Raw genomic sequence first — 23,683 nt, 5'->3', positions numbered from 1 at the left:
GAAGTTAACCGGCCACCCGTCCACGGTAGCTCCGGCACACCCCTGTGCGTAGTGCCCGAAACCGGGCGCAGTACCGTGGACGCGTGGACAACAGGCAGGCAATCGGGTCGTGGCTCTCGGGACCGCGCGCGGCCATGGAAGAGGCGGGTGCCGACTTCGGTTACCGGGGGGAGCAGCTCGGTCTCCCGGAGCACGGACCGAACTCGATCGCACGGCCCGGCAGGCGGCTCGGCGCCCTCGCCGTGGACTGGGCGCTGTGCGTCCTGATCGCATACGGCCTGATCACGCACGGCTACAGCCCCGCTACGAGCAACTGGGCGCTCGGCGTCTTCTTCGTCCTGAGCGCCCTGACCGTCGGTACGGTCGGCTTCACCCCGGGCAAGCGCCTCTTCGGCGTCCGGGTCGTGGCCCTGGAAACCGGCACGGTCAGCCCGGGGCGCGCCCTGGTGCGCACGGTCCTGCTCTGCCTCGCCGTCCCCGCCCTGGTCTGGGACCGCGACGGCCGCGGCCTGCACGACCGGCTCGCCAGGACGGTCGAGGTCCGGATCTGATGATCAGGTGATCCCGGTGGCCGGCGGCCACCGGGATCACCCCTGCGCTCAGCCCCTCCGCAGCACCGCCGTCAGCACCCTCCGCAGCTCCGCCTCCGGATCCGCCACCGCGCCGGACGCGCGCCAGGCCACGAACCCGTCCGGCCGTACCAGCACCGCCCCGTCGGCCGTCGTGCCGTGCGCCGCGGCCCAGTCGGTGCCGCCGCCGGGTCCCTCTCCGTCGTACGTCAGGTCGGCGTCCGGTCCCGCGCCGATCCGGTACGCCTCCAGCCGTACGCCGTCCGTGCCGGCGATGCGCCGGGCGGCCTCGTGCCAGGCGGCACCCGCCGCAGACCCGGCGTCGCAGAGCAGCACCATGGACCGCTCGTACAGGTCGACCGTGGACAGCCGGGCGCTCGCGCGGCGCAGCCACAGGTGCGGGGACCGGCTGCCCGGGTCCCCGGTCAGCCGCACCTCCTCGGGTACGACCGGCTGGGCGGGGTCGGCGTCCAGCACGGCGCCCTCCAGGTAGCGGTAGCACAGGACCACCGGGAGGATGCCGCTGCGCGGCCCGCCGCCGACGCCGGGCGTGGGCGCGAAACCGGGGTGGCTGTGTTCCACCGAGCGGGCGGAGGCGCGGGCACTGGTGGCCAGGGCGACGGGCCGGCGCTCGGTGTCGTAGGTCTCCAGCAGGCCGGGTCCGGCCCAGCCGTCGAGGACGGCGGCCAGCTTCCAGGCCAGGTTGTGGGCGTCCTGGATGCCGGTGTTCGAACCGAAGGCGCCGGTCGGGGACATCTCGTGGGCGGAGTCGCCGGCGAGCAGGACCCTGCCGGCCGTGTACCGCTCGGCGACGCGTTCCGCGGCGCGCCAGGACGCCTTGCCGGTGATCTCGACGTCGAGGTCGGGGACGCCGACGGCCAGCCGGATGTGCCGCTGGAGCCGCTCCTCGGTGAACTCCTCCAGGGTCTCGCCGTGCTCGGGGTGCCAGGGCGCGTGGAAGACCCAGTGCTCCTTGTTGTCGACGGGCAGCAGGGCGCCGTCGGCCTCGGGGTTCGTGAGGTAGCAGCAGATGAAGTGCCGGTCGCCGACCGTCTCCGCGAGCAGCTTGGACCGGAAGGTGACGCTCACGTTGGCGAAGAGGTCGCCGGGCCCGCTCTGCCCGATGCCGAGCCGGCGCCGGACGGGGCTGCGCGGGCCGTCGCACGCGACCAGGTAGTCCGCCCGGACGGTGTACAGCGCGTCGCTGTCACGGTCCCGGACGAACGCCGTCACCCCTTCGGGGCCCTCCTCGAAGGCTTCCAGCTCGTGGAAGTACCGCAGATCGCCGCCGAGGGCGCGGGCCCCCTTCAGCAGCACCGGTTCCAGGTCGTTCTGGCTGCACAGACACCACGTCGTCGGGCTGAACCTCGCCAGTCCGCCACCCGGGTCGATGTGTCTGAACAGCCATTCGCCGGCGTCGCCGACCAGTGTCGGCGTTTGGAGGATGCCGTGATTGGCCGCGAGGAGCGAGGCCGCCGCCTTGATGTCCGGCTCGATGCCGGCCACCCGGAACAGCTCCATCGTGCGCAGGTTGTTCCCGCGGCCACGCGGGTGGATCGAGGTCCCGGAGTGCCGCTCGACGAGCATGTGCGGTACGCCGAGACGGCCCAGGAACAGGGAGAGGGACAGGCCCACCAGAGAGCCGCCCACGACGAGGACGGGCACCTGGTGATCCGCTTTCTGCTGCATCGAGTCTCCAGAGGCTGGGTCGGGAGGTGAAGGCGCGTTGCTGTTTTCTGTGCCCTCTGGGACGGCTTTCGCGTGCGCAATCACCCACGTGGTTCACGCGAGTCGCGCGCACCGCGGGAAGCGGCACAGGATCAAGAAGCGCTGACGTCGCGTCATCGGCGGCCGGCGTTCGCCTCTGCCCCCGTGAAGGAGATGCGCAGCATGACCACCCTGTCGGAAAAGATCTCGGACCAGTCGACGCGCCAGATGTCGAAGAGGGTCTCCCAGTCCGTGTTCGACGGCTCCCGTCTCCGGGTCGTCCTGCTCGTGGACGTCCACGACGGCGCCCAGCAGCAGTTCCTGGAGGCCTACGAGCAACTGTGCAACCAGGTGGCGCAGGTGCCCGGCCACGTCAGCGACCAGCTGTGCCAGTCGATCGAGAATCCCTCCCAATGGCTCATCACCAGCGAGTGGGAGAGCGCCCCGCCGTTCCTCACCTGGGTGAACAGCGAGGAGCACGTGCGGATGGTGGAACCGCTGCACAGCTGCGTCCGGGACACCCGGTCGCTGCGGTTCCACATCGTCCGCGAGACCGGCGGCGAGCCGGCCGGGGCCGCGTCGCGGCGCCGGCTCCAGACGTCGCCGCGGATCGGCGACGGCGTGATCCGGCACGCGCTGACCTTCACGGTCAAGCCCGGCAGCGAGCGGGAGGTCAAGCGGATCCTCTCCGACTACGCCTCGCCCCAGGCGCGGGTCGACGAGACGACCCGGCTGTGCCGTACCTCCCTGTTCATGCACGGCAACCGGGTCGTGCGGGCCATCGAGGTGCGCGGCGACCTGCTCGCGGCGCTGCGCCACGTCGCCCGGCAGCCCGAGGTGCGGGCCGTCGAGGAGGCCATCAACCCCTACCTGGAGCAGGAGCGGGACCTCAACGACCAGGAGTCCGCGCGGGTGTTCTTCACCAGGGCGGCGCTGCCCGCCGTGCACCACGTCACCGCGGACGAACTCACCGAGGGCGAGCGGCAGGCGCTGTACTACCCGGCCCGGCCGGACTGCGGGATGCGGCTGGCGGAGCTGCTCGCCCAGCAGGACGAGGCGGCGGCGGAGGACCCGGACAGCCCGGTCCTGCGCAGCACGATCTTCCAGCGCGACGACGTCGTCGTCCGGCTGGTCGACCTCCGCCCCGGCCTTGGCGCCCGGTCCGTCCTGCCGGAGCCCGGACGGCAGGCCGCGCTCGGCAGCCTGCTGGACGGGGAGCCCGTCGGCATGGACCTCGTCACCGACCGCCGCTCGCCCGACGCCTGACCCGGCAGGCCCAGCACACAACGGAGGAACGCCGTGATCAAACCCCTTCCGAAGATCGTGGACCTCAGCGAGGTCGAGCCCAACACCCGGCGCGGCGGCGACCTGCGCGCCATGCTCACCCCGGCGACGGTGGGCTCCACCAGCGGCTTCATGGGCGTGGCCATCGTGCAGCCCGGCGACCGCATCGGGGAGCACTACCACCCCTACTCCGAGGAGTTCGTCTACGTCGTCTGCGGCGACCTGGAGGTGGACCTGGACGGCGAGCCGCACCCGCTGCGGCCCGAGCAGGGGCTGATGATCCCCATGAACATGCGCCACCGCTTCCGCAACGTCGGCAACGTGGAGGCGCGGATCGTCTTCCACCTGGGCCCGCTGGCCCCCCGGCCGGCCCTCGGCCACGTCGACACCGAGGGGTCGGAAACCGTCGCCGCCGCGCCGGCCGACCGGGCGCAGGTCCGCTCATGAACCGGCGCGTGGCGGTCACCGGCATAGGCGTCGTGGCCCCGGGCGGGATCGGCGTACCGGCGTTCTGGGAGCTGCTCGCCGAAGGCCGTACCGCGACGCGGGGCATCACGTTCTTCGACCCGACCGGGCTGCGGTCCCGGATCGCCGCCGAGTGCGACTTCGATCCCGCCGCACACGGCCTGGACGCCGAGCAGATCCAGCGGGCGGACCGGTACATACAGTTCGCGCTGGTCGCCGGCGAGGAGGCGGTCCGGGACTCCGGTCTCGACCTCGCCCAGGAGGACCCCTGGCGGGTCGGTGTCTCCCTGGGCACCGCCGTCGGCGGCACCACCCGGCTGGAGCACGACTACGTCCTGGTCAGCCATCGCGGGCAGCGCTGGGACGTCGACCCCACCGAGGCGGAGCCGCAGCTGCACCGGGCGTTCTCGCCGAGCACCGTGGCCTCCGCGGTGGCGGAACGTTTCGGCGCCCAGGGTCCGGTGCAGACCGTGTCCACCGGCTGCACCTCCGGCCTGGACGCCGTCGGGTACGCCTTCCACACCGTCCAGGAAGGCCGGGCCGACATATGCATCGCGGGGGCGTCGGACTCCCCGATCTCCCCGATCACCATGGCCTGCTTCGACGCGATCAAGGCCACGTCCCCGAACAACGACGACCCCGCGCACGCCTCCCGGCCCTTCGACAACAACCGTGACGGCTTCGTCATGGGCGAGGGCGGCGCGGTGCTCGTCCTGGAGGAACTGGAGCACGCCCGGGCCCGCGGTGCCCACGTGTACTGCGAGTTCGGCGGCTACTCCACCTTCGGCAACGCCTACCACATGACCGGCCTGACCAAGGAGGGCCTGGAGATGGCGCGGGCCATAGACACCGCCCTCGACCAGGCGCGGCTCGACCCCACGGCGATCGACTACGTCAACGCGCACGGCTCCGGCACCCGGCAGAACGACCGCCACGAGACGGCGGCCGTGAAGCGGGCGCTCGGCCACCACGCCTACGACACCCCGATGAGCTCCATCAAGTCCATGGTGGGGCACTCCCTCGGGGCGATCGGCGCCATCGAGCTGGTCGCCTGCGTGCTGGCCCTCGTCAAGCAGGTCGTACCGCCGACCGCGAACTACGAGATCCCCGACCCCGAGTGCGACCTGGACTACGTCCCGCGTGTCGCCCGCGAACGGAAGCTGACCAGCGTGCTGTCCGTGGGCAGCGGGTTCGGCGGTTTCCAGTCCGCGGTGATCCTGACCCGGCCGAGGGAGTGAGGACACGATGAGCGAACCGCAGGACCGGCACGCGGCCATCACCGGCATCGGTGTGGTCGCGCCCAACGGCACCACCACCGGCACCTTCTGGAAGTCCACCCAGGAGGGCCTGAGCGTCCTCGACCGGGTCACCCGCGAGGGCTGCGAGCACCTTCCCCTCAAGGTGGCCGGTGAGGTCCGCGCCTTCGACCCGGCGGCGACGATCGAGGAGCGCTTCCTCGTCCAGACCGACCGGTTCACGCACTACGCCATGGCCGCGGCCGACTTCGCGCTGGACGACGCCCGGCTCGGGCCGGGCAGCGTTCCCGACGCGCCCTACTCCATCGGCGTGGTCACCGCGGCCGGGTCCGGTGGCGGCGAGTTCGGCCAGCGCGAACTGCAGCAGCTGTGGGGCAAGGGCAGCCGGTTCGTCGGGCCGTACCAGTCCATCGCCTGGTTCTACGCCGCGAGCACCGGCCAGGTCTCGATCCGCCGCGGCTTCAAGGGACCCTGCTCGGTCGTCGCCTCCGACGAGGCCGGCGGCCTGGACGCCCTCGCCCACGCGGCACGGGCGGTGCGGCGCGGCACCGACGTGATCGTGGCCGGCTCCACCGAGGCCCCCCTCGCGCCGTACTCGATGGTCTGCCAGCTCGGCTACGACGAACTGAGCCGCGAGCCGGACCCGTCCAGGGCGTACCGCCCGTTCACGGACGGGGCATGCGGGTTCGTGCCGGCCGAGGGCGGCGCGATGCTCGTGGTGGAGGCCTCGGGCACCGCCCGCGCCCGCGGCGCCCGGATCCGGGCCGTGGTGGCGGGCCACGGGGCCACCTTCACCGGCGCCTCCCGCTGGGCGGAGTCCCGGGAGGGGCTCGCGCAGGCCGTCCGGCAGGCGCTGCAGGAGGCCGACTGCGCCCCCGAGGAGGTCGACGTCGTCTTCGCCGACGCCCTCGGGGTCCCGGCGGCGGACCGCGCCGAGGCCCTGGCCATCGCCGACGCCCTCGGCGAGCACGGCACCCGGGTGCCGGTCACCGCCCCGAAGGCCGGGATCGGCCGGGGGTACTGCGCGGCCCCGGTGCTGGACACCGCGGCGGCCGTGCTCGCGATGGAACACGGCCTGATCCCGCCGACGCCGAACGTCTTCGACGTCTGCCACGACCTCGACCTCGTGACGGGCCACGCCCGTGCCGCCGAACTGCGGACGGCGCTGGTCCTCAGCCGCGGACTCATGGGGTCGAACTCGGCGCTGGTGCTGCGACGCGGCACCGCGCAGTGAGGAAGCAAAGGAGGAGCACATGCCCCAGATCACCGTGGAAGAACTCGCCGCACTGATGAAGAAGGCCGCCGGGGTCACCGTCAGCCCGGAGCAGCTCAAGGAGCAGCCGGACATGGGTTTCGACGTCCTCGGCGTCGACTCGCTCGGCCTGCTCGGCATCGTCGGCGAACTGGAGAACACGCACGGCACCCCGATGCCGGTCGACGCGGAACGCTGCAAGACGCCGCAGCAGTTCCTCAACCTCGTCAACAGCACCCTGATGGCAGGAGCCTGACATGGCAGGACACACCCGGAACGAGATCACCATCGCCGCGCCGCTGGACCTGGTCTGGGACATGACCAACGACCTGGAACGCTGGCCGCAGCTGTTCAGCGAGTACGCGTCGGTCGAGGTCCTCAAGCGGGAGGGCGAGAAGACGACCTTCCGGCTCACCATGCACCCGGACGAGAACGGCACCGTCTGGAGCTGGGTCTCCGAGCGCGAGCCGGACCGCGCCTCCCGCACCGTGAAGGCACGCCGGGTGGAGACCGGTCCCTTCGCCTACATGAACATCCACTGGCAATACGAGGAGGTCCCCGCCGGCACCCGGATGGTGTGGACCCAGGACTTCGAGATGAAGCCGGACGCGCCGGTCGACGACGACTGGATGACCGACAACATCAACAAGAACTCCAAGGTCCAGATGGAGCTGATCCGGGAGAAGATCGAGAAGGCGGCCGCCGGTGAGCGGCCCGCCCCGGCCCTGGCCGACTGAGCCGGACGACAGGAGACGACCGTGCACCAGGCCCTGATCGTCGCCCGTATGGCCCCGGGCTCCGCCCCCGACATCGCCAAGGTGTTCGCGGAGTCCGACCGGGGAGAGCTGCCGCACCTCGTCGGCGTCGTCCGGCGCAGCCTCTTCCAGTTCGGCGATGTGTACATGCACCTCATCGAGTCCGACCGCGAACCCGGGCCGGCCATCGCCAAGATCACCTCGCACCCCGAGTTCAGGGAGGTCAGCGAGCGGCTTTCGGCGTACGTCAGTGCGTACGACCCGGAGACCTGGCGGTCCCCGAAGGACGCCATGGCACAGCGCTTCTACCTCTGGGAGCGGGACGCCGGCGCCTGATCCTCCGGCCGGACCACCGGTGCCGGGCCCGCGTCCGACGCGGACCCGGCACCGGTGTGCTGGGGGGACTCGCTCACGCGGGGACCATGCAGTCGAACGCGTGCAGGAACGGGTTGACCGGGCGGATCTCGCCGACGGCCAGGCCCGCCGCCTGAAGCCGGCCGACCATGCTGTCGGTGGTGTGCTTGGCCCCGCCGACGTTCAGCAGCAGCAGCAGGTCCATGGCGGTGCTGAAGCGCATCGAGGGGGTGTCGTCCACCAGGTTCTCGATGACGACGACACGGGTGCCGGGGCCGCCCGCCTCGACGACGTTGCGCAGCAGCCGGGCCGTGCTCTCGTCGTCCCACTCCAGGATGTTCTTGATGATGTAGACGTCGGCCTCGACCGGGACCGCGTCCCGGACGTCGCCCGGCACGATCTGCACACGGTCGGCGAGGTCACCGCCCTCGCGCAGCCGCGGCAGGGCGTTCTCGACCACCCGGGGCAGGTCGAGCAGGCTGCCGCGCATCGCCGGGTACTTGTCCAGCAGGCTGGCCACCACATGCCCCTGGCCGCCGCCGATGTCCGCGACCGAGCGGCTGCCGGACAGGTCCAGCAGGGCCGCCACCTCCCGCGCCGACTGCTCGCTGGAGCGGGTCATCGCGCGGTTGAAGACGTCCGCCGACTCGGGGGCGTCCTCGTTGAGGTAGGCGAAGAACTCCTTGCCGTACAGGTCCTCCACGACGTTCCGGCCGGTGCGCACCGCCTGGTCCAGCCGCGGCCAGGCGTCCCAGGTCCACGGCTCGGTGCACCACAGGGTGATGGCCCGCAGGCTGTTCGGGTCGTCCTCGCGCAGCAGCCGGGACATCTCGGTGTGGGCGAACGTCCCGTCGGGCCGCTCGGCGAAGACGCCGTGGCAGGACAGGGCGCGCAGCAGCCGGCGCAGCGGCCCCGGCTCGGTGTGCACGGCCGTCGCCAGGGTCTCCACGGTCATGGGAGTGTCGCCGAGCGCGTCGGCCACGCCCAGCCGGGCGGCGGCGCGGACCGCGGCGGCGCAGGCCGCCCCGAACGCGAGCTCGCGCAGCCGCATCGACGGCGGAGGGGAGGGGGGTGCCCCCGGCTCCGGGGGAGCCGAGAGCGCGCGGGATGGTGCGGTCATGTGCCGCCTTCCTTCCTTGCGTGGGTCGGGTACGGCCGTCCGGTCAGCACAGGCCCGCGGGCTTGGAGGCCCGGCAGCGGTTCCCCTGGAAGACGTTGTTCCGCTTGGTGGGCTCCTGGTTGACGAGGTCCGCCGGGGAGTTCTTCTCCAGGCGGTTGTCGATGATCCGGTTCTTCTCGCTCACGGCACCCACGAAGCTCTTGAACAGGACGATGCCGCCCGACAGCGGGGACTTGCCGGTGTGACCGGTGACCGTGTTCCGCGTCACCAGGGCCTTCTCGGTGCCGGTCAGAACGATGCCGGAGCCCTTCAGATAGGGCAGCCGGGCGGTCTTCGGGCAGTACTTGTTGTTCCGCTCGACGCGGTTGTCGCTGATGGTGAGGGCACCGGCCCTCGGCTTGTTCTCGTCGCCGACGACGAAGACCCCGGCGCAGTTGCCGACGGCGTAGTTGCCGGTGACGGTGAGGTTGCGCAGCCGGCGGACGGTGATGCCGATCCGGTTGTCCTCCAGGTGGTTGCGCTCGATCACCGCGCCCTTGCTGTCCTTGGCGCCCTGCTCGGCCTTGACGCTGTTGGCGAGGAAGAGGCCCGCGTCCCCGTTGCCCCGGGCGGTGTTCTCGCGGAACACCCCGCGGGTGGAGTGCTCCTGGGCGATGCCCCACTGGCCGTTGTCGTCGGCGGTCACGTGCTCGACGGTCAGCCGGTCGGTCCCCATGGAGAACACGCCGTTCTTGGCGAAGCCGGTCACCTTCAGGTCGGTGACGGTGACGTCCTTCAGCGGCTTGTTCTTGGCCCCGACCACACAGATGCCGTTGCCGGCCGCGAGGCAGGTGACGGAGGCCTTGCTGCCGCGCGGCGCGGACTTGGTCTTCTTCTTGGGGGGCTGGATCACGGTGCGGTGGTCCACACCGCGCAGGGTCAGACCCGGCGTCTTCACCGTGACGCTCTCGCGGTACGTGCCGGCGAGCACGAGCACGGTGTCGCCGGCTTTGGCGGCGTTGACCGCCTTCTGGATCGACTCACCCGGATGCACCATGAGGACCCGGTGGGCGGCCGACGCGGGGGTGGCGCCGACGAACGCTCCGACGAGGGTCGTGGCGCATGCGAGGTACGCAATGTGTCGTTTTGTCACATTCCGAAGGCTAGGAGCGTACGACCCGATTACCGGCCGGATACTCCGTTCGGCGGCGTGTCAGGCCCCGCGGCGCCAAGATGATACGGACGACAGGCCCTAGCGGCCCCGCGGTCCGCCCTTCGGCAGCTTCATGCCCTTGGGCATCGGACCCTTCGGTAGCGGCATGTTGCTCATCAGGTCGCCCAGGGCCCGCAGCCGGTCGTTGGTGGCCGTCACCTGGGGGCCGGTGAGCACGCGCGGGAGCTTCAGCATGGTGGTGCGCAGCTTCTTCAGCTCGACCTGGCCCTCGCCGTCGCCGACGATCAGGTCGTGCACCGGCACGTCCGCGACGATGCGGTTCATCTTCTTCTTCTCGGCGGCCAGCAGGCTCTTGACCCGGTTCGGGTTGCCCTCGGCGACCAGCACGATGCCGGCCTTGCCGACGGCCCGGTGCACCACGTCCTGGCTGCGGTTCATCGCCACCGCCGGAGTCGTCGTCCAGCCCCGGCCGATGTTGTCCAGCACGGCCGCGGCGGCGCCCGGCTGGCCCTCCATCTGGCCGAAGGCGGCCCGCTCGGCCCGGCGGCCGAACACGATCGCCGTCGCCAGCAGGGCGATCAGCAGGCCGAAGATACCCAGATAGACCGGGTGGCCGATCAGAAAGCCGATCGCGAGGAAGACACCGAGGGTGCCGATGCCGACGGCCGCGAGTACGAGGCCGATCGTCTTGTCGGCCTTGCGGGTCATCTTGTACGTGAGGGCGATCTGCTTCAGTCGCCCTGCGTTCGCGGCGTCCGCCGCGGTTTCCTTCCTCGCCATGCCACGAAGTCTACGTGTCCCCAGGACCGCCTTCGACGGCAGTGCCCGGCAGGGAGGATCGGGTGAGGGCCGGGGACGGTCCCGGGGGCGTCAGGAGCGGCCGGCCGCGGCCTGGTCCAGGACCCGCTGGGCCTCGACCCGGTCCTTGGCGCGGCGGCGGTCCTCCAGGACGGAGGTCCAGGCGTTGCGGCGGGCGGTGCGCTGACCGCCGCTCATGAGCAGGGACTCGACGGCCCGGAGGGCGTCGGTGAAGGTCGGGATGGCGGTGGCGCGTACGGGTGCGGCCTGCATGATCGAGGTCCCCCCTCGGAGCAGTGGAGATACGGGGCGTGATGCCAGAGTCACTGATTGGTGTTACCAGGGCGTGACCGACCGGTCAAACGCCCGTGAAGCCTCGAAGGAGGGTGCGGGAACGCCGACGCGGCCCTGGCGCCCGCCCTCATCAGCGAGGACGGTCAGGACCGCGTCGTACCGGCCATTACTGGCTGGTAAGTGCTTGTGCGTGAATTCACACGCTCGGGCTCACACCGCCTGGGAGGCGACGTAGGTGCCGCGCTTCTCCACGGCCATCTGGTACAGCCGTCCGGCGCGGTAGGACGACCGCACCAGCGGGCCGGACATCACACCGGAGAAGCCGATCTGCTCGGCCTCCTCCTTCAGCTCCACGAACTCCTGCGGCTTCACCCAGCGTTCCACCGGGTGGTGCCGGACGGAGGGGCGCAGGTACTGGGTGATGGTGACCAGCTCGCAGCCCGCGTCGTGCAGCTGCTGCAGCGCCTCGCTGACCTCCTCGCGGGTCTCGCCCATGCCGAGGATCAGGTTCGACTTGGTGACCAGGCCGAAGTCGCGGGCCTCGGTGATGACCTTCAGGGAGCGCTCGTAGCGGAAGCCGGGACGGATCCGCTTGAAGATCCGGGGGACCGTCTCGACGTTGTGCGCGAAGACCTCGGGCCGGGAGGAGAAGACCTCGGCCAGCTGCTCGGGGACGGCGTTGAAGTCGGGGGCCAGCAGCTCGACCTTGGTGCGGCCGGCCTCGCGGTCCGCGGTCTGCTGGTGGATCTGGCGCACGGTCTCGGCGTACAGCCAGGCGCCGCCGTCCGCCAGGTCGTCGCGGGCGACGCCGGTGATGGTGGCGTAGTTCAGGTCCATGGTGACCACGGACTCGCCCACGCGGCGCGGCTCGTCGCGGTCGAGCGCCTCGGGCTTGCCGGTGTCGATCTGGCAGAAGTCACAGCGCCGGGTGCACTGGTCGCCGCCGATGAGGAAGGTCGCCTCGCGGTCCTCCCAGCACTCGTAGATGTTCGGGCAGCCGGCTTCCTGGCAGACCGTGTGCAGCCCCTCGCTCTTCACGAGCTTCTGCATCGCGGTGTACTCGGGGCCCATTTTCGCCCGGGTCTTGATCCACTCGGGCTTGCGCTCGATGGGGGTCTGGCTGTTGCGGACCTCCAGGCGCAGCATCTTGCGTCCGTCGGGTGCGACTGCGGACACGACCGGCTCCCTGTGACTTCGATTCTTCGGCGTACCCCAGGGTACGCCCGTGCTCTGTGCGCCCTGCCGTCGAGGCCAACCCCGCTGTCGCAGGGCGCATTCCCCCGGCCGACGATCAGGCGGACGCCTTCTCGACCACCCGCGGCTTCAGGTCCGCGTTCTCCAGGACGTCCTTCAGGTGCTTCTCCACCACCGGCAGGACCTCCTCGATCGTGATGTCCCGGCCCAGCTCGCTCGCGAGGGAGGCGACCCCCGCGTCCCGGATCCCGCACGGGATGATCCGGTCGAACCACTTCATGTCCGGGTTCACGTTGAACGAGAAGCCGTGCATGGTGACGCCCTTGGCCACCCGGATGCCGATCTGCGCGATCTTGCGGTCCTCGCGCCGCTGGCCCGCGTTGGACGGGGCGTACTCGGGGCCGTTGAGCCGGGGGTCGAACTCCTCGTCCTGCAGCCGCGGGTCGAAGTCCAGGGACAGCCCTCCCAGCGCCGGCCGCTGCTCGACCGGGTCGCCGAGCACCCACACGCCGCTGCGGCCCTCCACCCGCGTGGTCTCCAGGCCGAACTCGGCGCAGGAGCGGATGATCGCCTCCTCCAGCCGCCGTACGTGCGCGACCACGTCCACCGGGCGGGGGAGCTTCTGGATGGGGTAGCCCACCAGCTGGCCCGGGCCGTGCCAGGTGATCTTGCCGCCGCGGTCCACGTCGATGACCGGGGTGCCGTCCAGCGGACGCTCGCTGTCCTCGGTGCGCCGGCCCGCCGTGTACACCGGGGGGTGCTCCAGCAGGATCACGGTGTCCGGCACCTCGTCGGCGAACCGGGCCGCGTGCACCCGGCGCTGCTCGTCCCAGGCCTCCTGGTAGTCGACGGCATCGGCACCGAATCCCATGCGGACGAACCGCAGCTCACTCACGGCAAGCGCCTCCTTCGGCGATGGCTGTGTCAGGCACGTATCGCGCCCACGCCACTGTACGTCCGACCGGCGTACGTCAGCCCTGCGGGCGTTCCTCACACGATCGGATGAATGCCTGGCGAAGCGTGCGACCGTCTGCTCACTCTCCGCTACATTCGCGCCGTTCGTGAGGCCATAAGGGCTGCTCAAAGGCAATCCGGGCACCAATAGGCCCGGAAGGCAGGAGACCGCACCGCAGATGACGGACCGACCCGCGCAGCGCACCCCCAACCGCCAGCTCGCCGCGCTCATCGCAGAGGCGGGGTTCTCCAACGCGGGTCTGGCTCGTCGCGTCGACCAGCTCGGCCTCGAACACGGGCTGGACCTCAGATACGACAAGACCTCGGTCACCCGCTGGCTGCGCGGCCAGCAGCCGCGCGGTACCACCCCCGCCCTCATCGCCGAGGTGTTCACCCGCCGGCTCGGCCGCCGGCTCACCGCCCAGGACCTCGGCCTGGACGCCTGCGCGCCGGTCTACGCCGGGCTGGAGTTCGCCGCCACCCCGGAGGAGGCCGTCGACATCGTCAGCGGGCTGTGGCGCAAGGACTCCGGCAGCCACGCCGAGCTGCGCAAGATCGCCTTCACCCCGGCGGGGCTCGTCGTGCCCAGCCGGGACTGGCTGATCGGCAAGGCCGACGACCGGGTGGCCCGCGAACCGGCACCCCGGGTGCCCCCGCAGGGCCGGCCCGGCGCGGCCAAACCCCAGCTGCCGGCCCCGCCGCGCTCGCGCGGGCAGGCCGAGCGCCGCCCCGGGCACAGGGTCGGCAGCGGTGACATCGCCGCGCTGCACTCGGTCGGCGAGCTGTTCCGCACCCTCGACGACCGGTTCGGCGGCGGCCACGCCCGGCAGGCGCTGGTGCGCTATCTGGAGCACGAGTGCGAGCCGATGCTCCGCGGCAGCTACGACGAGCAGACCGGCCGCCGCCTGTTCGGCGCCGCCGCCGACCTGACCCGGCTCGCGGGCTGGACCTCGTACGACATCGCCGCGCACGGGCTCGCCCAGCGCTACTTCGTGCAGGCCCTGCGGCTCGCCCAGGCGGCCGGCGACCGGGCCTACGGCTCGTACGTCCTGGTCACCATGAGCCGCCAGGCCGTCTACCTCGGCCACGGCCGGGAGGCGGTGCAGCTGGCCCGGGTCGCCCAGCAGGGCGTCGGCACGGGCGCGCCGCCGGTCGTGCAGGCGCTCCTGCACGCGTCCGAGGCGCGGGCGCACGCCGTGCTGGGGGAGGTGCGGGCGTCCACCGCCGCGCTCGTGCGGGCCGAGCGCGCCCTGGAGGCGGCCCGGCCCGGAGACGACGTGCCGTACTGGGCCGCGTTCTTCGACGAGGCGCAGCTCGCCGACGAGTTCGGGCACTGCCACCGGGACCTGCAGCAGTTCCGGGCGGCCGCGCAGCACGCCGAGCGCTCCCTGCAGCTGCGGGCGCCCACCTATGCCCGCAGCCGCCTGTTCTGCCGGGTCGTGCTCGCCACCGCCCGCCTCGGCCTCGGGGAGCTCGACCAGGCGTGCGCGATCGCCGCGGAGGCGGCGGGGCAGGCCGCGGAGATGCGGTCGGCTCGCGCCGTGGAGTACGTGAAGGAGTTCGAGCGCCGGCTGGAGCCGTACCGGGACGCGGCGCCGGTGCGGGTGTACCGGGAGAAGGTGGCGGCACTGGGGTAGGGGCTCGCCGTACCTCCGACGCCGTGTGCCGGGTGCGGGTTCGCTGTGGCCTGCCGCGCGGTTCCCCGCGCCCAGGGGGATCGCCTACGCCGCCCTCGGCATCGTCGGGACCGGGTCCGCGCAGTGCAGCGAACCCGTCGCGCCCAGGTCCGCCAGGATCGCCGACGCGGCCCTGTGGGAGGAGTGGAGGGCGCCCTGGACCGTGCTGGTGTCGCGGTGGTCGCCGCAGACGTAGAGGCCGGCCAGGAGGCGTACCGGGCGGCGCAGGTCGTGCGGGGGGCGCATGGCGGGGACCGCCTCGGCGGTGTGGTGCACGGCCAGGGTCTCCCAGCGGCGCGTGGAGGTGCCGTAGAGGCGGGAGAGGTGGATGCGGACCGCCGTGTCCACCCCTTCGGGCGGGGTGCCCAGCACCGTCGACGAGATCAGCACGCGGCCGGCCGGTGCCCGGCTCGGGTCCACGTTGCTGAGCACCGCCGTGTGCGCCACCGGCCCGCCCCGGTCGGCGTCCAGCAGCAGCGAGGCGCCCGTCGAGAAGGCCGCCGCCGGGTCGTCCGTGGTGTGGTGGACGACCGTCACCGGGTGGAACTCCGGCACCCTGAGCCCCGGCAGCAGCTCGGCCGCGGCCCGCGCGTCGGTCGCCAGCAGCACCGCCCGGCAGCGGATCTCCCCGTGCTCGGCGGTGGCCACCGAGGTCGTCGACACCGAGGTGACCCGCACCCCGGTGTGCACGGTGCCCGGCGGCAGCGCCCGGGCCAGCAGCTCCGGCAGCACGTCCGCGCCGCCCTCCGGCACGCACAGCCGCCCGCTCGCGAAGGCGCGCAGCGCGAGGTCGGCGCACCTGCTGGAGGTGGTCAGCTCCGGGTCGCACAGCAGCGCGGCGAGGAGCGGGCGCAGGAAGCCGTCGATGGTGCGCGCCGGCACCCCGCGCCGCGCGAGTGCCTGCGCGGCCGGCATCTCCGGGCGGGCCAGCATGCGCTCGACGGGGGTCGCCGCGATCCGGCCGAGCGCGGCGCCCAGCCGGGCCTGGTCCACCGCGCCGCCCACCGGCGCGCCGGGCGTGGCCGCCGTACCCCTGGGGGCGCTGGCGAGGGCGCGCACCACATGGAGTGCGCCCCGTGCGCCCCTCGCGCTCCCGCCGGCCGCCGGCGCGCCCGCGCGCTGGGTGCGGCCGTCGCGGTGCAGCAGGACGCCCGGCGCGAAGCGGCGCAGGGTCAGGGCGTCCAGGCCCGGGGTCAGGCGGAGTTCGGGATAGGACGTGGACAGCAGCTGTCCGATGCGGTCGAGCCGGAAGCCGTCGACCTTCTCGGTCGACATACGGCCCCCCACGCAGGGGGCGGCCTCCAGGACCGCGGTGGTGATTCCTGCACTGGTCAGCCGATGAGCCGCCGAGAGGCCGGCGATTCCGGCTCCCACGATGACGACGTCCACCTGGTACGCGGGCTCAAGCACGAGGCCCCTCCTGTGGTTGCGCGACCGGTGGAGACGTCATGCCCCCAACAGGCGCAAGGGATACCCGAGTTCGGGTCGAGCGTAGGGGGGTGATCGGTCAGAAACAGTCGCGCATCAACAGGGCACGGTCGCATGGAGGTCGCATACGGTCACTTTCGTTCGCCGTTGTGGTCAGCCGGCTCACAGGGCCGCACGGATCGCTTCCTCGATGCCCGGAAACGCGAACCGGAACCCCGACCCCAGCAACCGTTTCGGCACCACGCGCTGGCTGCCCAGCACATCCCCGGCCATCTCCCCGAGCACCGTGCGCAGCACCGGAGCGGGCACCGCGAACACCGCCGGCCGGTGCAGCACCCGCCCCATCGCCGCCGTGATCTCACTGTTCGTCAGCGGCTGCGGAGCGGTCAGGTTCACCGGCCCCGACAGGTCGTCGTGGTCGATGAGATGCCGGAGCGCGGCGACCTCGTCGTGCAGCGCGATGTACGACCAGTACTGCCGCCCGTCACCCAGCCGTCCCCCGAGCCCCGCCCGGAACAGCGGGAACAGCCGCCCCCAGGCCCCGCCGCCCCGGGCCACCACCAGCCCCGTGCGCGCGAGCACCGTCCGTACGCCCGCCTCCCGCGCGGGCGCCGCCGCCTCCTCCCACTCCACGCACAGGGAGGCCAGGAAGCCGTCGCCCGGCGGCGCGTCCTCGTCCACCGCCCGGTCGCCCGTGTCGCCGTAGAAGCCGATCGCGCTGCCGTTCACGAACACCCGCGGCGGGCCCGGCAGCGACGCCACCGCCTCGGCCAGCGCGGCCGTGCCCAGCACCCGGCTGTCCCGGAGCAGCCGCTTGTACTCCGGGGTCCAGCGCCGGTCGCCCACCCCGGCCGCCGCCAGGTTGACCACCGCGTCGCACCCGGCCAGCCCGGCCGCATCGACGTACTGCCGACCGGGGTCCCAGCGGACCTCGTCCGCGCCCCGGGGTGCCCGGCGCACCAGCCGTACCACCTCGTGCCCGGCCGCGGTCAGGGACCGCACCAGAGCGCTGCCGATGAGACCGGACGCGCCGGCCACCGCGATACGTGAGCGTTCCATGGCCCCAGCATGACCGTACGGCCGCTCGGAAACCCGGTGGGACGCCCGTACCGCCCGCCGTAGGGTGACCGTCATGCCCGAGCCGCACATACGCACCGCCCGGCCCGCCGACGACGAGGAACTGGCCCTCCTCGACCGGGCCACCTGGTCCACCCTGCACGCGGTGGCCCCCCGGCCGGAGCCGCCCTACCCGCCGTTCTTCGACGACCGGCACCGCCCCGGCGACTTCCTCGTCGCCGAGGCCGACGGGCGCCTCCTCGGCTACATCCGCCTCATCCACCCGACCCCGCTGCCCTCCAACGCGCACGTCCTGGCCGTCCAGGGGTTCGCCGTCGCCGTGGAGGCGCGCGGGCGGGGCGTCGGGCGCGCCCTGATCCGGGCCGCCGTCGCCGAGGCGCGCCGGCGGGGCGCACGGCGCCTCACCCTGCGCGTACTGGCGCACAACACCCCCGCCCGGACGCTGTACGCGTCCGAGGGGTTCGCCGTCGAGGGTGTGCTGCCGGAGGAGTTCCTCATCGACGGCCGGTACGTGGACGACGTGTGCATGGGCCGCAGCCTGTAGGTGGCCGGGTGGCCCGTGCCGCGGCGGCCTACGAGTCGACCAGCTGGCCCGTGTCCACCCGCGCCGTCGCCGTGGCCGCGCGGCGGGCGTCGCCCGCCACCTCCGCCACCGTCAGCGCGTACCCCGTCTCGGCGTCCGAGGTGGACCGGGCGAAGACCACCCCGAACACCCTGCCGTCCGTGGTCAGCAGCGGGCCGCCGGAGTTGCCCGGCCGGACCGTAGAGCGCACCGAGTAGATCTCCCGGGTCACCGTGCGGTCGTTGTAGATGTTCTGGCCGGTCGCCCGCACCCGGCCGGCCACCGTCGCCGCCTGCAGGTCCAGCGCCCCGTCCTGCGGATAGCCCGCCACCACGGCCGCGTCCCCGCGCGCGGCGCTCGGGTCGAACCGCAGCACCGGTGCCCGCAGCCCCGGCACGTACAGGACCGCCACGTCCCGGTCCGGGTCGAACAGCACCACCCGCGCCCGGTACGACGGCCCCACCCCGCCGACCCGCACGCTCGGGTCGTCGATGCCGGCCACCACGTGCGCGTTGGTCATCACCCGGTGCGGCGCGTACACGAACCCGCTGCCCTCACGGCCCTCCACGCCCGCGGCTCCCTCGATCTTCACCGAGCTGCGCTTGGCGGCACTCGTCGCGGCCGGTGTGACGCTGTCCCCGGTCGGCCGGGCCACCCGGGCCGTCGACTCGTTCTCGAACGGGTTGAAGACCTGGGGGAAGCCCGCCTCGGTCAGCGCGGACGTGGCCCGCGAGAACCACGCCGGCGTGGTCTGCGGCATCGCCTCCTGCACCGCGCCCAGCAGCGTCGAGTTCCGTATCGCCGTCGTCAGGGGCTGCGACGGGGCCGCGCTCAGCACGCTCGCCGCCACCCAGGCCACGATCAGCACCGCGACCGAGTTCGCCGCGGCACCCCCCAGCCCGTCCGCCACCCGCAGCGGGCCCCGGTCCAGCTCCCCGCGCAGCCGCAACGCCAGCCGCCCCGCCAGCTCGTGCCCCACCACCGCCGGCACCAGCACCGTCAGCACCGCGAGCACCGTCGCCGTCGACGAGCCCCGCTCCACCTGGCCCGTCACCCAGGGCAGCAGCCACACGCCGATGACCGCGCCGCCCACGAACCCGGCCAGCGAGACGCATCCGGCCACCAGGCCGCGCCGGTACCCGGACACCGCGTAGACGACGATCACCAGCACCAGCACCAGGTCGAGCAGATCCACGGAGCCGCCTTTCTCTCGGACCCCTCAGTACGGACCGGGCCGGTCCGCTGATCAGCACGCGCACGGGAGACGGCCACCGGACGGTGGAACCGGTCACGTACGTGTGTACCCCCAGGAACGACCCGGACCTGGACGATGGTTCCACCAGGTGGCACAGCGCACATCACGGGCAGCGCACACCTCCCCGGGGACGCCACAGGCGCCACGCAGGAGCCGGCGTCACCCCCTGAACCGCTCCCACAGGCGGGGATACCGCTCGGCCAGCACCCGGTCGCTCTCCAGGTCCAGGGGCGTGCCCTGCGGCTCCGCGGGCGCCGGGGCGATGCCCAGGTCGGGCGCGACGGTGCCGGTCAGCTGCTCGTACGCCTCGTCCGCCGCGTACCCCAGCTCCTCCCCGTCGCCGTCGATCTCCTCGTCGAACTCGCCCAGCAGTCCGGCCAGCGCGTCCGGATCGTGCAGCGCGCCCTCGAACACCTCCCGGCCCTGGCCGATCAGCCAGCACCGGAAGAAGTCGAACGCGTCGTCGCTGCACCCGTCCAGCAGCAGCCAGGCGGCGCCCCACAGATCCCAGCGGTAGGCCCGGTTGTAGCGCGCCTCGAAGTGACGGGCGAAGTCCAGGACCAGCTCCGGATCCAGCTGGAGCAGCCGCTCCACGAGCAGGTCGGCCTGCTCCTCGGGGTCGCCCTCGGCGGCCTCGCGGGTGGAGTCGATCAGCTCCCAGAACTCCGTCTCGTCCATCACGGTCACCAGCATCGGGCCTCGGCCGGTGGGCCGCACGCGGAGTACCGCGCGGTACGGCGGAACGTCAACCGGCGTCCCGGCGGGCGTACCGCGCCGCGAGCCGGGCCGCGTCCGCCGCGCACCGCTCCCGCAGGCTCGCCGGGGCCAGCACCTCCGCCTCCGGCCCGAGCGCCGTCAGCTGGCCGTGCGCGACCTCCTCCGACTCCACGGGCAGCGTCACCGTCACCCAGCCCTCCGCGTCCGGGGCGCCCGCCCCGCCCAGCGCCTCCCGCGCGGCGAGCGGATCGACGGCGTACGGCAGCCGGCGCACGCCGTCCGGGGAGAGCCGTACGACCACCTCCGCGCGCAGGATCGACCGGGCGAACCGCTCGGCCTGCTCCGCCCAGTGGGCGGGCAGGTCGAAGTCCGCCGCCCGCAGGAAACGCTCGGCGAGGGCGTCGACGGCCTCGAACCGGTCGATCCGGTACGTCCGGAAGGAGCCGCTGCCGGCGACCCGCGCGCACAGGTACCAGACACCCGCCTTCAGCACGAGCCCGTACGGCTCCAGCGTCCGCTCGACCTCGCCGTCCCCGCGCCGGTAACGCGCCCTGAGACGGCGGTCGTCCCACACCGCCTCCGCGACCGCGGGCAGCAACGCGGGCGGCTCCGGCTCCCGGAACCAGGCCGGGGCGTCCAGGTGGAAGCGCTGTGCGGCGGTGTCCGGGGCGTCCCGCAGGGAGGGCAGCAGCGCCGCCGACACCTTCAGCCGGGCCGCCGAGGCCGCGTCCTGCAGACCCATCTCCCGCAGCGCGCCCGGCACCCCGCTCAGGAACAGCGCCTCGGCCTCGCTCCGGGCCAGCCCGGTCAGCCGCGTCCGGTACCCGCCGACCAGCCGGTACCCCCCGGCCCGCCCCCGGTCGGCGTACACCGGCACCCCCGCCTCCGACAGCGCCTGGGCGTCCCGCGTCACGGTCCGCTCCGACACCTCCAGCTCGCGCGCGAGTTCGGCGGCGGTCATGGTGGTCCGGGACTGGAGCAGGAGGACCATCTTGATCAGACGTGCGGCACGCATGCGTTCATGATGCCGGGGGCCACCGACAGGGAAACGGCACAGAAGGGGTACGGCAGCAGCCGTACCCCTTCCAGGACCGCGGTGACTACAGCCCGTACTTCTCCCGGGCCTCCTTGACCGCCGTGGCCTTCACCTCGCCGCGCCGGGCGAGCTGGGCCAGGGCCGCGACGACGATCGACGGGGCGTCGACGCCGAAGTGGCGGCGGGCGGCCTCACGGGTGTCCGACAGACCGAAGCCGTCGGCGCCCAGCGAGGACCAGTCCTGCTCCACCCACTGCGCGATCTGGTCCGGAACCTGGCGCATGTAGTCGGACACGGCCAGCACCGGGCCCTCGGCGCCCTGCAGCGCCTGGCGGACGTACGGGACCCGCTCCTCGCCGCGCAGCAGCGCCGCGTCGGCCTCCATCGCGTCCCGGCGCAGCTCCGACCAGGAGGTCGCGGACCACACGTCGGCGGCCACGCCCCACTCCTCGGCGAGCAGCTTCTGGGCCTGAAGCGCCCAGTGGATCGCCGTGCCGGAGCCGAGCAGCTGGATGCGCGGGGCGTTGGCCGGGGCGGACACGCCCGCGGACTCCGCCGTGTTGAAGCGGTACAGGCCCTTGACGATGCCCTCGTCGATGCCGAGGCCCTGCGGCTTCGCGGGCTGCGGCAGCGGCTCGTTGTAGACCGTCAGGTAGTAGAAGACGTTCTGGTCCTCGCCCGGCTTCGCCTCGCCGTACATCCGGCGCAGGCCCTCGCGGACGATCACCGCGATCTCGTAGGCGAACGCCGGGTCGTACGTCAGCGCGGCCGGGTTGGTCGCGGCGATCACCGGGGAGTGGCCGTCGGCGTGCTGCAGGCCCTCACCGGTGAGGGTGGTACGGCCGGCCGTCGCGCCGACGAGGAAGCCGCGGCCGAGCTGGTCGCCGAGCTGCCACATCTGGTCGGCCGTGCGCTGCCAGCCGAACATCGAGTAGAAGATGTAGAACGGGATCATCGCCTCGCCGTGCGTCGCGTACGACGTCGAAGCGGCGATGAAGTCGGCCATCGAACCGGCCTCGGTGATCCCCTCGTTGAGGATCTGGCCGTTCTTGGCCTCCTTGTAGTACATCAGCTGGTCGCGGTCGACCGGCTCGTACGTCTGGCCCTTGGGAGAGTAGATCCCGAGGGACGGGAACAGCGACTCCATGCCGAAGGTGCGCGCCTCGTCCGGGACGATCGGCACCCAGCGCCTGCCCGTCTCCTTGTCGCGGACCAGGTCCTTGACGAGGCGGACGAAGGCCATGGTGGTGGCCACGTTCTGCGAGCCGGAGCCCTTGTCGAAGGAGGCGAAGGCCTTCTCCGCGGGCGCGGGCAGCGCGGGCAGCGCGTGCGTACGGCGGGCCGGGGCCGGGCCGCCGAGGGCCGCGCGGCGTTCCTGGAGGTAGCGGACCTCGGGCGAGTCGGCGCCCGGGTGGCCGTAGGGCACCACGCCGTCGACGAAGTCGCTGTCCTTGATCGGCAGCTCCAGCAGGTCGCGCATCGCCTTGAACTCGTCCACCGTCAGCTTCTTCATCTGGTGGTTGGCGTTCTTCGACGCGAAGCCCTCGCCGAGGGTGTGGCCCTTGACCGTCTGGGCCAGGATCACGGTCGGCGCGCCCTTGTGCTCGACGGCCGCCTTGTACGCCGCGTAGACCTTGCGGGCCTCGTGACCACCGCGGGAGAGGTGGAAGCACTCCAGGATCTTGTCGTCGCTCAGCAGCTTCGCCATCTCCACCAGCGCCGGGTCCTTGCCGAAGAAGTCCTGGCGGATGTAGGCGGCGTCGCGGGTCTGGTACGTCTGGATCTGCGCGTCCGGCACCTCGCGCAGGCGGCGTACCAGCGCGCCGGTGGTGTCGAGCTGGAACAGCTCGTCCCAGGCGGTGCCCCACAGCGTCTTGACGACGTTCCAGCCGGCGCCGCGGAACTGGGCCTCCAGCTCCTGCACGATCTTGAAGTTGGCGCGGACCGGGCCGTCGAGGCGCTGCAGGTTGCAGTTGATGACGAAGGTGAGGTTGTCCAGCTCCTCACGCGCGGCGAGCGCGAGAGCAGCGGTCGACTCCGGCTCGTCCATCTCGCCGTCGCCCAGGAAGGCCCAGACGTGGGAGGCGGAGACGTCCTTGATGCCGCGGTTGGTGAGGTAGCGGTTGAAGCGCGCCTGGTAGATCGCGGAGAGCGGGCCGAGACCCATCGACACCGTCGGGAACTCCCACAGCCAGGGCAGGCGGCGCGGGTGCGGGTAGGAGGGCAGGCCGTTGCCGCCGGCCTCCTGGCGGAAGTTGTCCAGGTGCGCCTCGTTCAGGCGGCCGTCCAGGAAGGCGCGGGCGTAGATGCCGGGGGAGGCGTGGCCCTGGATGTACAGCTGGTCGCCGGAGCCGTCGCCCTCCTTGCCCTTGAAGAAGTGGTTGAAGCCGGTCTCGTACAGCCAGGCCGCCGAGGCGAAGGTGGCGATGTGGCCGCCGACGCCGTACTTCGAGCCGCGGGTCACCATCGCGGCCGCGTTCCAGCGGTTCCAGGCGGTGATCCGGGCTTCCATCTCCGGGTCGCCGGGCACGGCCGGCTCGGCGGCGGTCGGGATGGTGTTGACGTAGTCGGTCTCGAGGAGCTTCGGCAGCGCGATGCCGCCCGCCTCGGCGCGCTCCAGCGTGCGGCGCATCAGGTACGCGGCGCGGTGCGGCCCGGCCTCCCTGGCGACGGCGTCCAGGGAGGCCTGCCACTCGGCGGTCTCCTCCGGGTCGCGGTCCGGTAGCTGGTCGAGCGCGCTCGGCTGGATGGCGTTGGGGTCGGTCATGTCGCCGCCT

General features: G+C 72.6%; 23 protein-coding genes. 10 read left to right on the top strand and 13 right to left on the bottom strand.

Going from position 1 to position 23,683, the window contains the following annotated elements; genetic code table 11:
- Positions 1-83 precede the first annotated feature (83 nt).
- The gene (locus S1361_RS12105) at positions 84-551 is read left to right on the top strand and encodes an RDD family protein (RefSeq protein ID WP_208031858.1); all 468 of its coding nucleotides are present in this window, start codon (positions 84-86) and stop codon (positions 549-551) included.
- A 48-nt stretch (positions 552-599) separates the two neighbouring features.
- Here S1361_RS12105 and S1361_RS12100 read toward each other — a convergent pair whose 3' ends face one another.
- On the bottom strand, positions 600-2,258 hold the full coding sequence (locus tag S1361_RS12100) for an FAD-dependent oxidoreductase (protein ID WP_208031857.1): 1,659 nt from the start codon (positions 2,256-2,258) through the stop codon (positions 600-602).
- 201 nt (positions 2,259-2,459) lie between these two features.
- On the opposite strand from S1361_RS12100, the gene S1361_RS12095 reads away from it, so the two are divergent.
- The 7 genes from S1361_RS12095 to S1361_RS12065 are packed head-to-tail and all read left to right on the top strand — an operon-like array spanning position 2,460 to position 7,624.
- The gene (locus tag S1361_RS12095; RefSeq protein WP_208031856.1) at positions 2,460-3,542 is read left to right on the top strand and encodes a SchA/CurD-like domain-containing protein; all 1,083 of its coding nucleotides are present in this window, start codon (positions 2,460-2,462) and stop codon (positions 3,540-3,542) included.
- Positions 3,543-3,599: 57 nt separating this feature from the next.
- Complete coding sequence (locus S1361_RS12090; protein WP_208036564.1) at positions 3,600-4,007, top strand: cupin domain-containing protein; 408 nt, start codon at positions 3,600-3,602, stop codon at positions 4,005-4,007.
- Entirely contained in the window at positions 4,004-5,263 is a 1,260-nt protein-coding gene (locus tag S1361_RS12085) for a beta-ketoacyl-[acyl-carrier-protein] synthase family protein (protein WP_208031855.1), read from the top strand. Before S1361_RS12090 ends, S1361_RS12085 begins: the two co-directional genes overlap by 4 nt.
- Positions 5,264-5,270: 7 nt before the next feature.
- On the top strand, positions 5,271-6,515 hold the full coding sequence (locus tag S1361_RS12080; RefSeq protein WP_208031854.1) for a beta-ketoacyl synthase N-terminal-like domain-containing protein: 1,245 nt from the start codon (positions 5,271-5,273) through the stop codon (positions 6,513-6,515).
- A gap of 19 nt (positions 6,516-6,534) precedes the next feature.
- Positions 6,535-6,789 carry an acyl carrier protein gene (locus tag S1361_RS12075; RefSeq protein WP_208031853.1) on the top strand — a complete coding sequence of 85 codons (255 nt, stop codon included), beginning with the start codon at positions 6,535-6,537 and terminating at the stop codon, positions 6,787-6,789.
- 1 nt (position 6,790) lies between these two features.
- The gene (locus tag S1361_RS12070; RefSeq protein ID WP_208031852.1) at positions 6,791-7,270 is read left to right on the top strand and encodes an SRPBCC family protein; all 480 of its coding nucleotides are present in this window, start codon (positions 6,791-6,793) and stop codon (positions 7,268-7,270) included.
- A 21-nt stretch (positions 7,271-7,291) separates the two neighbouring features.
- Positions 7,292-7,624 (top strand): TcmI family type II polyketide cyclase, encoded by a 333-nt coding sequence (locus tag S1361_RS12065; protein WP_208031851.1) that lies wholly within the window; start codon positions 7,292-7,294, stop codon positions 7,622-7,624.
- A 73-nt stretch (positions 7,625-7,697) separates the two neighbouring features.
- Here the strand turns inward: S1361_RS12065 and S1361_RS12060 are convergent, their stop codons facing one another.
- The 6 genes from S1361_RS12060 to lipB all read right to left on the bottom strand — a co-directional run bounded on the left by S1361_RS12060 (position 7,698) and on the right by lipB (position 13,096).
- Positions 7,698-8,762: a methyltransferase gene (locus S1361_RS12060; RefSeq protein WP_341829310.1), complete on the bottom strand. Its 1,065-nt coding sequence runs from the start codon at positions 8,760-8,762 to the stop codon at positions 7,698-7,700.
- A gap of 43 nt (positions 8,763-8,805) precedes the next feature.
- Positions 8,806-9,894 (bottom strand): right-handed parallel beta-helix repeat-containing protein, encoded by a 1,089-nt coding sequence (locus S1361_RS12055; protein WP_208031850.1) that lies wholly within the window; start codon positions 9,892-9,894, stop codon positions 8,806-8,808.
- Positions 9,895-9,993: 99 nt separating this feature from the next.
- Positions 9,994-10,695, bottom strand: coding sequence for a DUF4191 domain-containing protein (locus tag S1361_RS12050; protein ID WP_208031849.1), 702 nt, complete (start codon positions 10,693-10,695; stop codon positions 9,994-9,996).
- Between the two features lie 90 nt (positions 10,696-10,785).
- A complete protein-coding gene (locus tag S1361_RS12045; RefSeq protein ID WP_208031848.1) occupies positions 10,786-10,986 on the bottom strand; it encodes an SCO2195 family GlnR-regulated protein in 201 nt (66 codons plus the stop codon).
- A gap of 231 nt (positions 10,987-11,217) precedes the next feature.
- Positions 11,218-12,183 carry a lipoyl synthase gene (lipA, locus tag S1361_RS12040; RefSeq protein WP_208031847.1) on the bottom strand — a complete coding sequence of 322 codons (966 nt, stop codon included), beginning with the start codon at positions 12,181-12,183 and terminating at the stop codon, positions 11,218-11,220.
- Between the two features lie 115 nt (positions 12,184-12,298).
- A complete protein-coding gene (gene lipB / locus S1361_RS12035; protein WP_208031846.1) occupies positions 12,299-13,096 on the bottom strand; it encodes a lipoyl(octanoyl) transferase LipB in 798 nt (265 codons plus the stop codon).
- 238 nt (positions 13,097-13,334) lie between these two features.
- Here lipB and S1361_RS12030 point away from each other — a divergent pair, with 238 nt between their 5' ends.
- A complete protein-coding gene (locus S1361_RS12030; RefSeq protein WP_208031845.1) occupies positions 13,335-14,792 on the top strand; it encodes an NsdA family TPR-like regulatory protein in 1,458 nt (485 codons plus the stop codon).
- Positions 14,793-14,876: 84 nt separating this feature from the next.
- Here the strand turns inward: S1361_RS12030 and S1361_RS12025 are convergent, their stop codons facing one another.
- Positions 14,877-16,241 carry an NAD(P)/FAD-dependent oxidoreductase gene (locus S1361_RS12025; RefSeq protein WP_208031844.1) on the bottom strand — a complete coding sequence of 455 codons (1,365 nt, stop codon included), beginning with the start codon at positions 16,239-16,241 and terminating at the stop codon, positions 14,877-14,879.
- A 180-nt stretch (positions 16,242-16,421) separates the two neighbouring features.
- On the bottom strand, positions 16,422-17,318 hold the full coding sequence (locus S1361_RS12020; RefSeq protein ID WP_208031843.1) for a TIGR01777 family oxidoreductase: 897 nt from the start codon (positions 17,316-17,318) through the stop codon (positions 16,422-16,424).
- A gap of 73 nt (positions 17,319-17,391) precedes the next feature.
- Between S1361_RS12020 and S1361_RS12015 the strand changes: the two genes are divergently transcribed.
- On the top strand, positions 17,392-17,880 hold the full coding sequence (locus tag S1361_RS12015) for a GNAT family N-acetyltransferase (RefSeq protein ID WP_208031842.1): 489 nt from the start codon (positions 17,392-17,394) through the stop codon (positions 17,878-17,880).
- Positions 17,881-17,908: 28 nt separating this feature from the next.
- Here the strand turns inward: S1361_RS12015 and S1361_RS12010 are convergent, their stop codons facing one another.
- The 4 genes from S1361_RS12010 to aceE form a co-directional block, all read right to left on the bottom strand.
- Positions 17,909-19,093, bottom strand: coding sequence for a MarP family serine protease (locus tag S1361_RS12010; RefSeq protein WP_208031841.1), 1,185 nt, complete (start codon positions 19,091-19,093; stop codon positions 17,909-17,911).
- A 219-nt stretch (positions 19,094-19,312) separates the two neighbouring features.
- Positions 19,313-19,831, bottom strand: coding sequence for a DUF4240 domain-containing protein (locus S1361_RS12005; RefSeq protein ID WP_208036562.1), 519 nt, complete (start codon positions 19,829-19,831; stop codon positions 19,313-19,315).
- Between the two features lie 67 nt (positions 19,832-19,898).
- Positions 19,899-20,885 carry a helix-turn-helix transcriptional regulator gene (locus S1361_RS12000; protein WP_208031840.1) on the bottom strand — a complete coding sequence of 329 codons (987 nt, stop codon included), beginning with the start codon at positions 20,883-20,885 and terminating at the stop codon, positions 19,899-19,901.
- A gap of 85 nt (positions 20,886-20,970) precedes the next feature.
- A complete protein-coding gene (aceE, locus tag S1361_RS11995; RefSeq protein ID WP_208031839.1) occupies positions 20,971-23,673 on the bottom strand; it encodes a pyruvate dehydrogenase (acetyl-transferring), homodimeric type in 2,703 nt (900 codons plus the stop codon).
- Positions 23,674-23,683 lie beyond the last annotated feature (10 nt).

It is taken from the genome of Streptomyces cyanogenus (assembly GCF_017526105.1).
GTDB classification, from domain to species: Bacteria; Actinomycetota; Actinomycetes; order Streptomycetales; family Streptomycetaceae; genus Streptomyces; species Streptomyces cyanogenus.
Note: the sequence above shows the minus strand (reverse complement) of the source record. Positions and strands in the feature narration are given on the sequence as shown.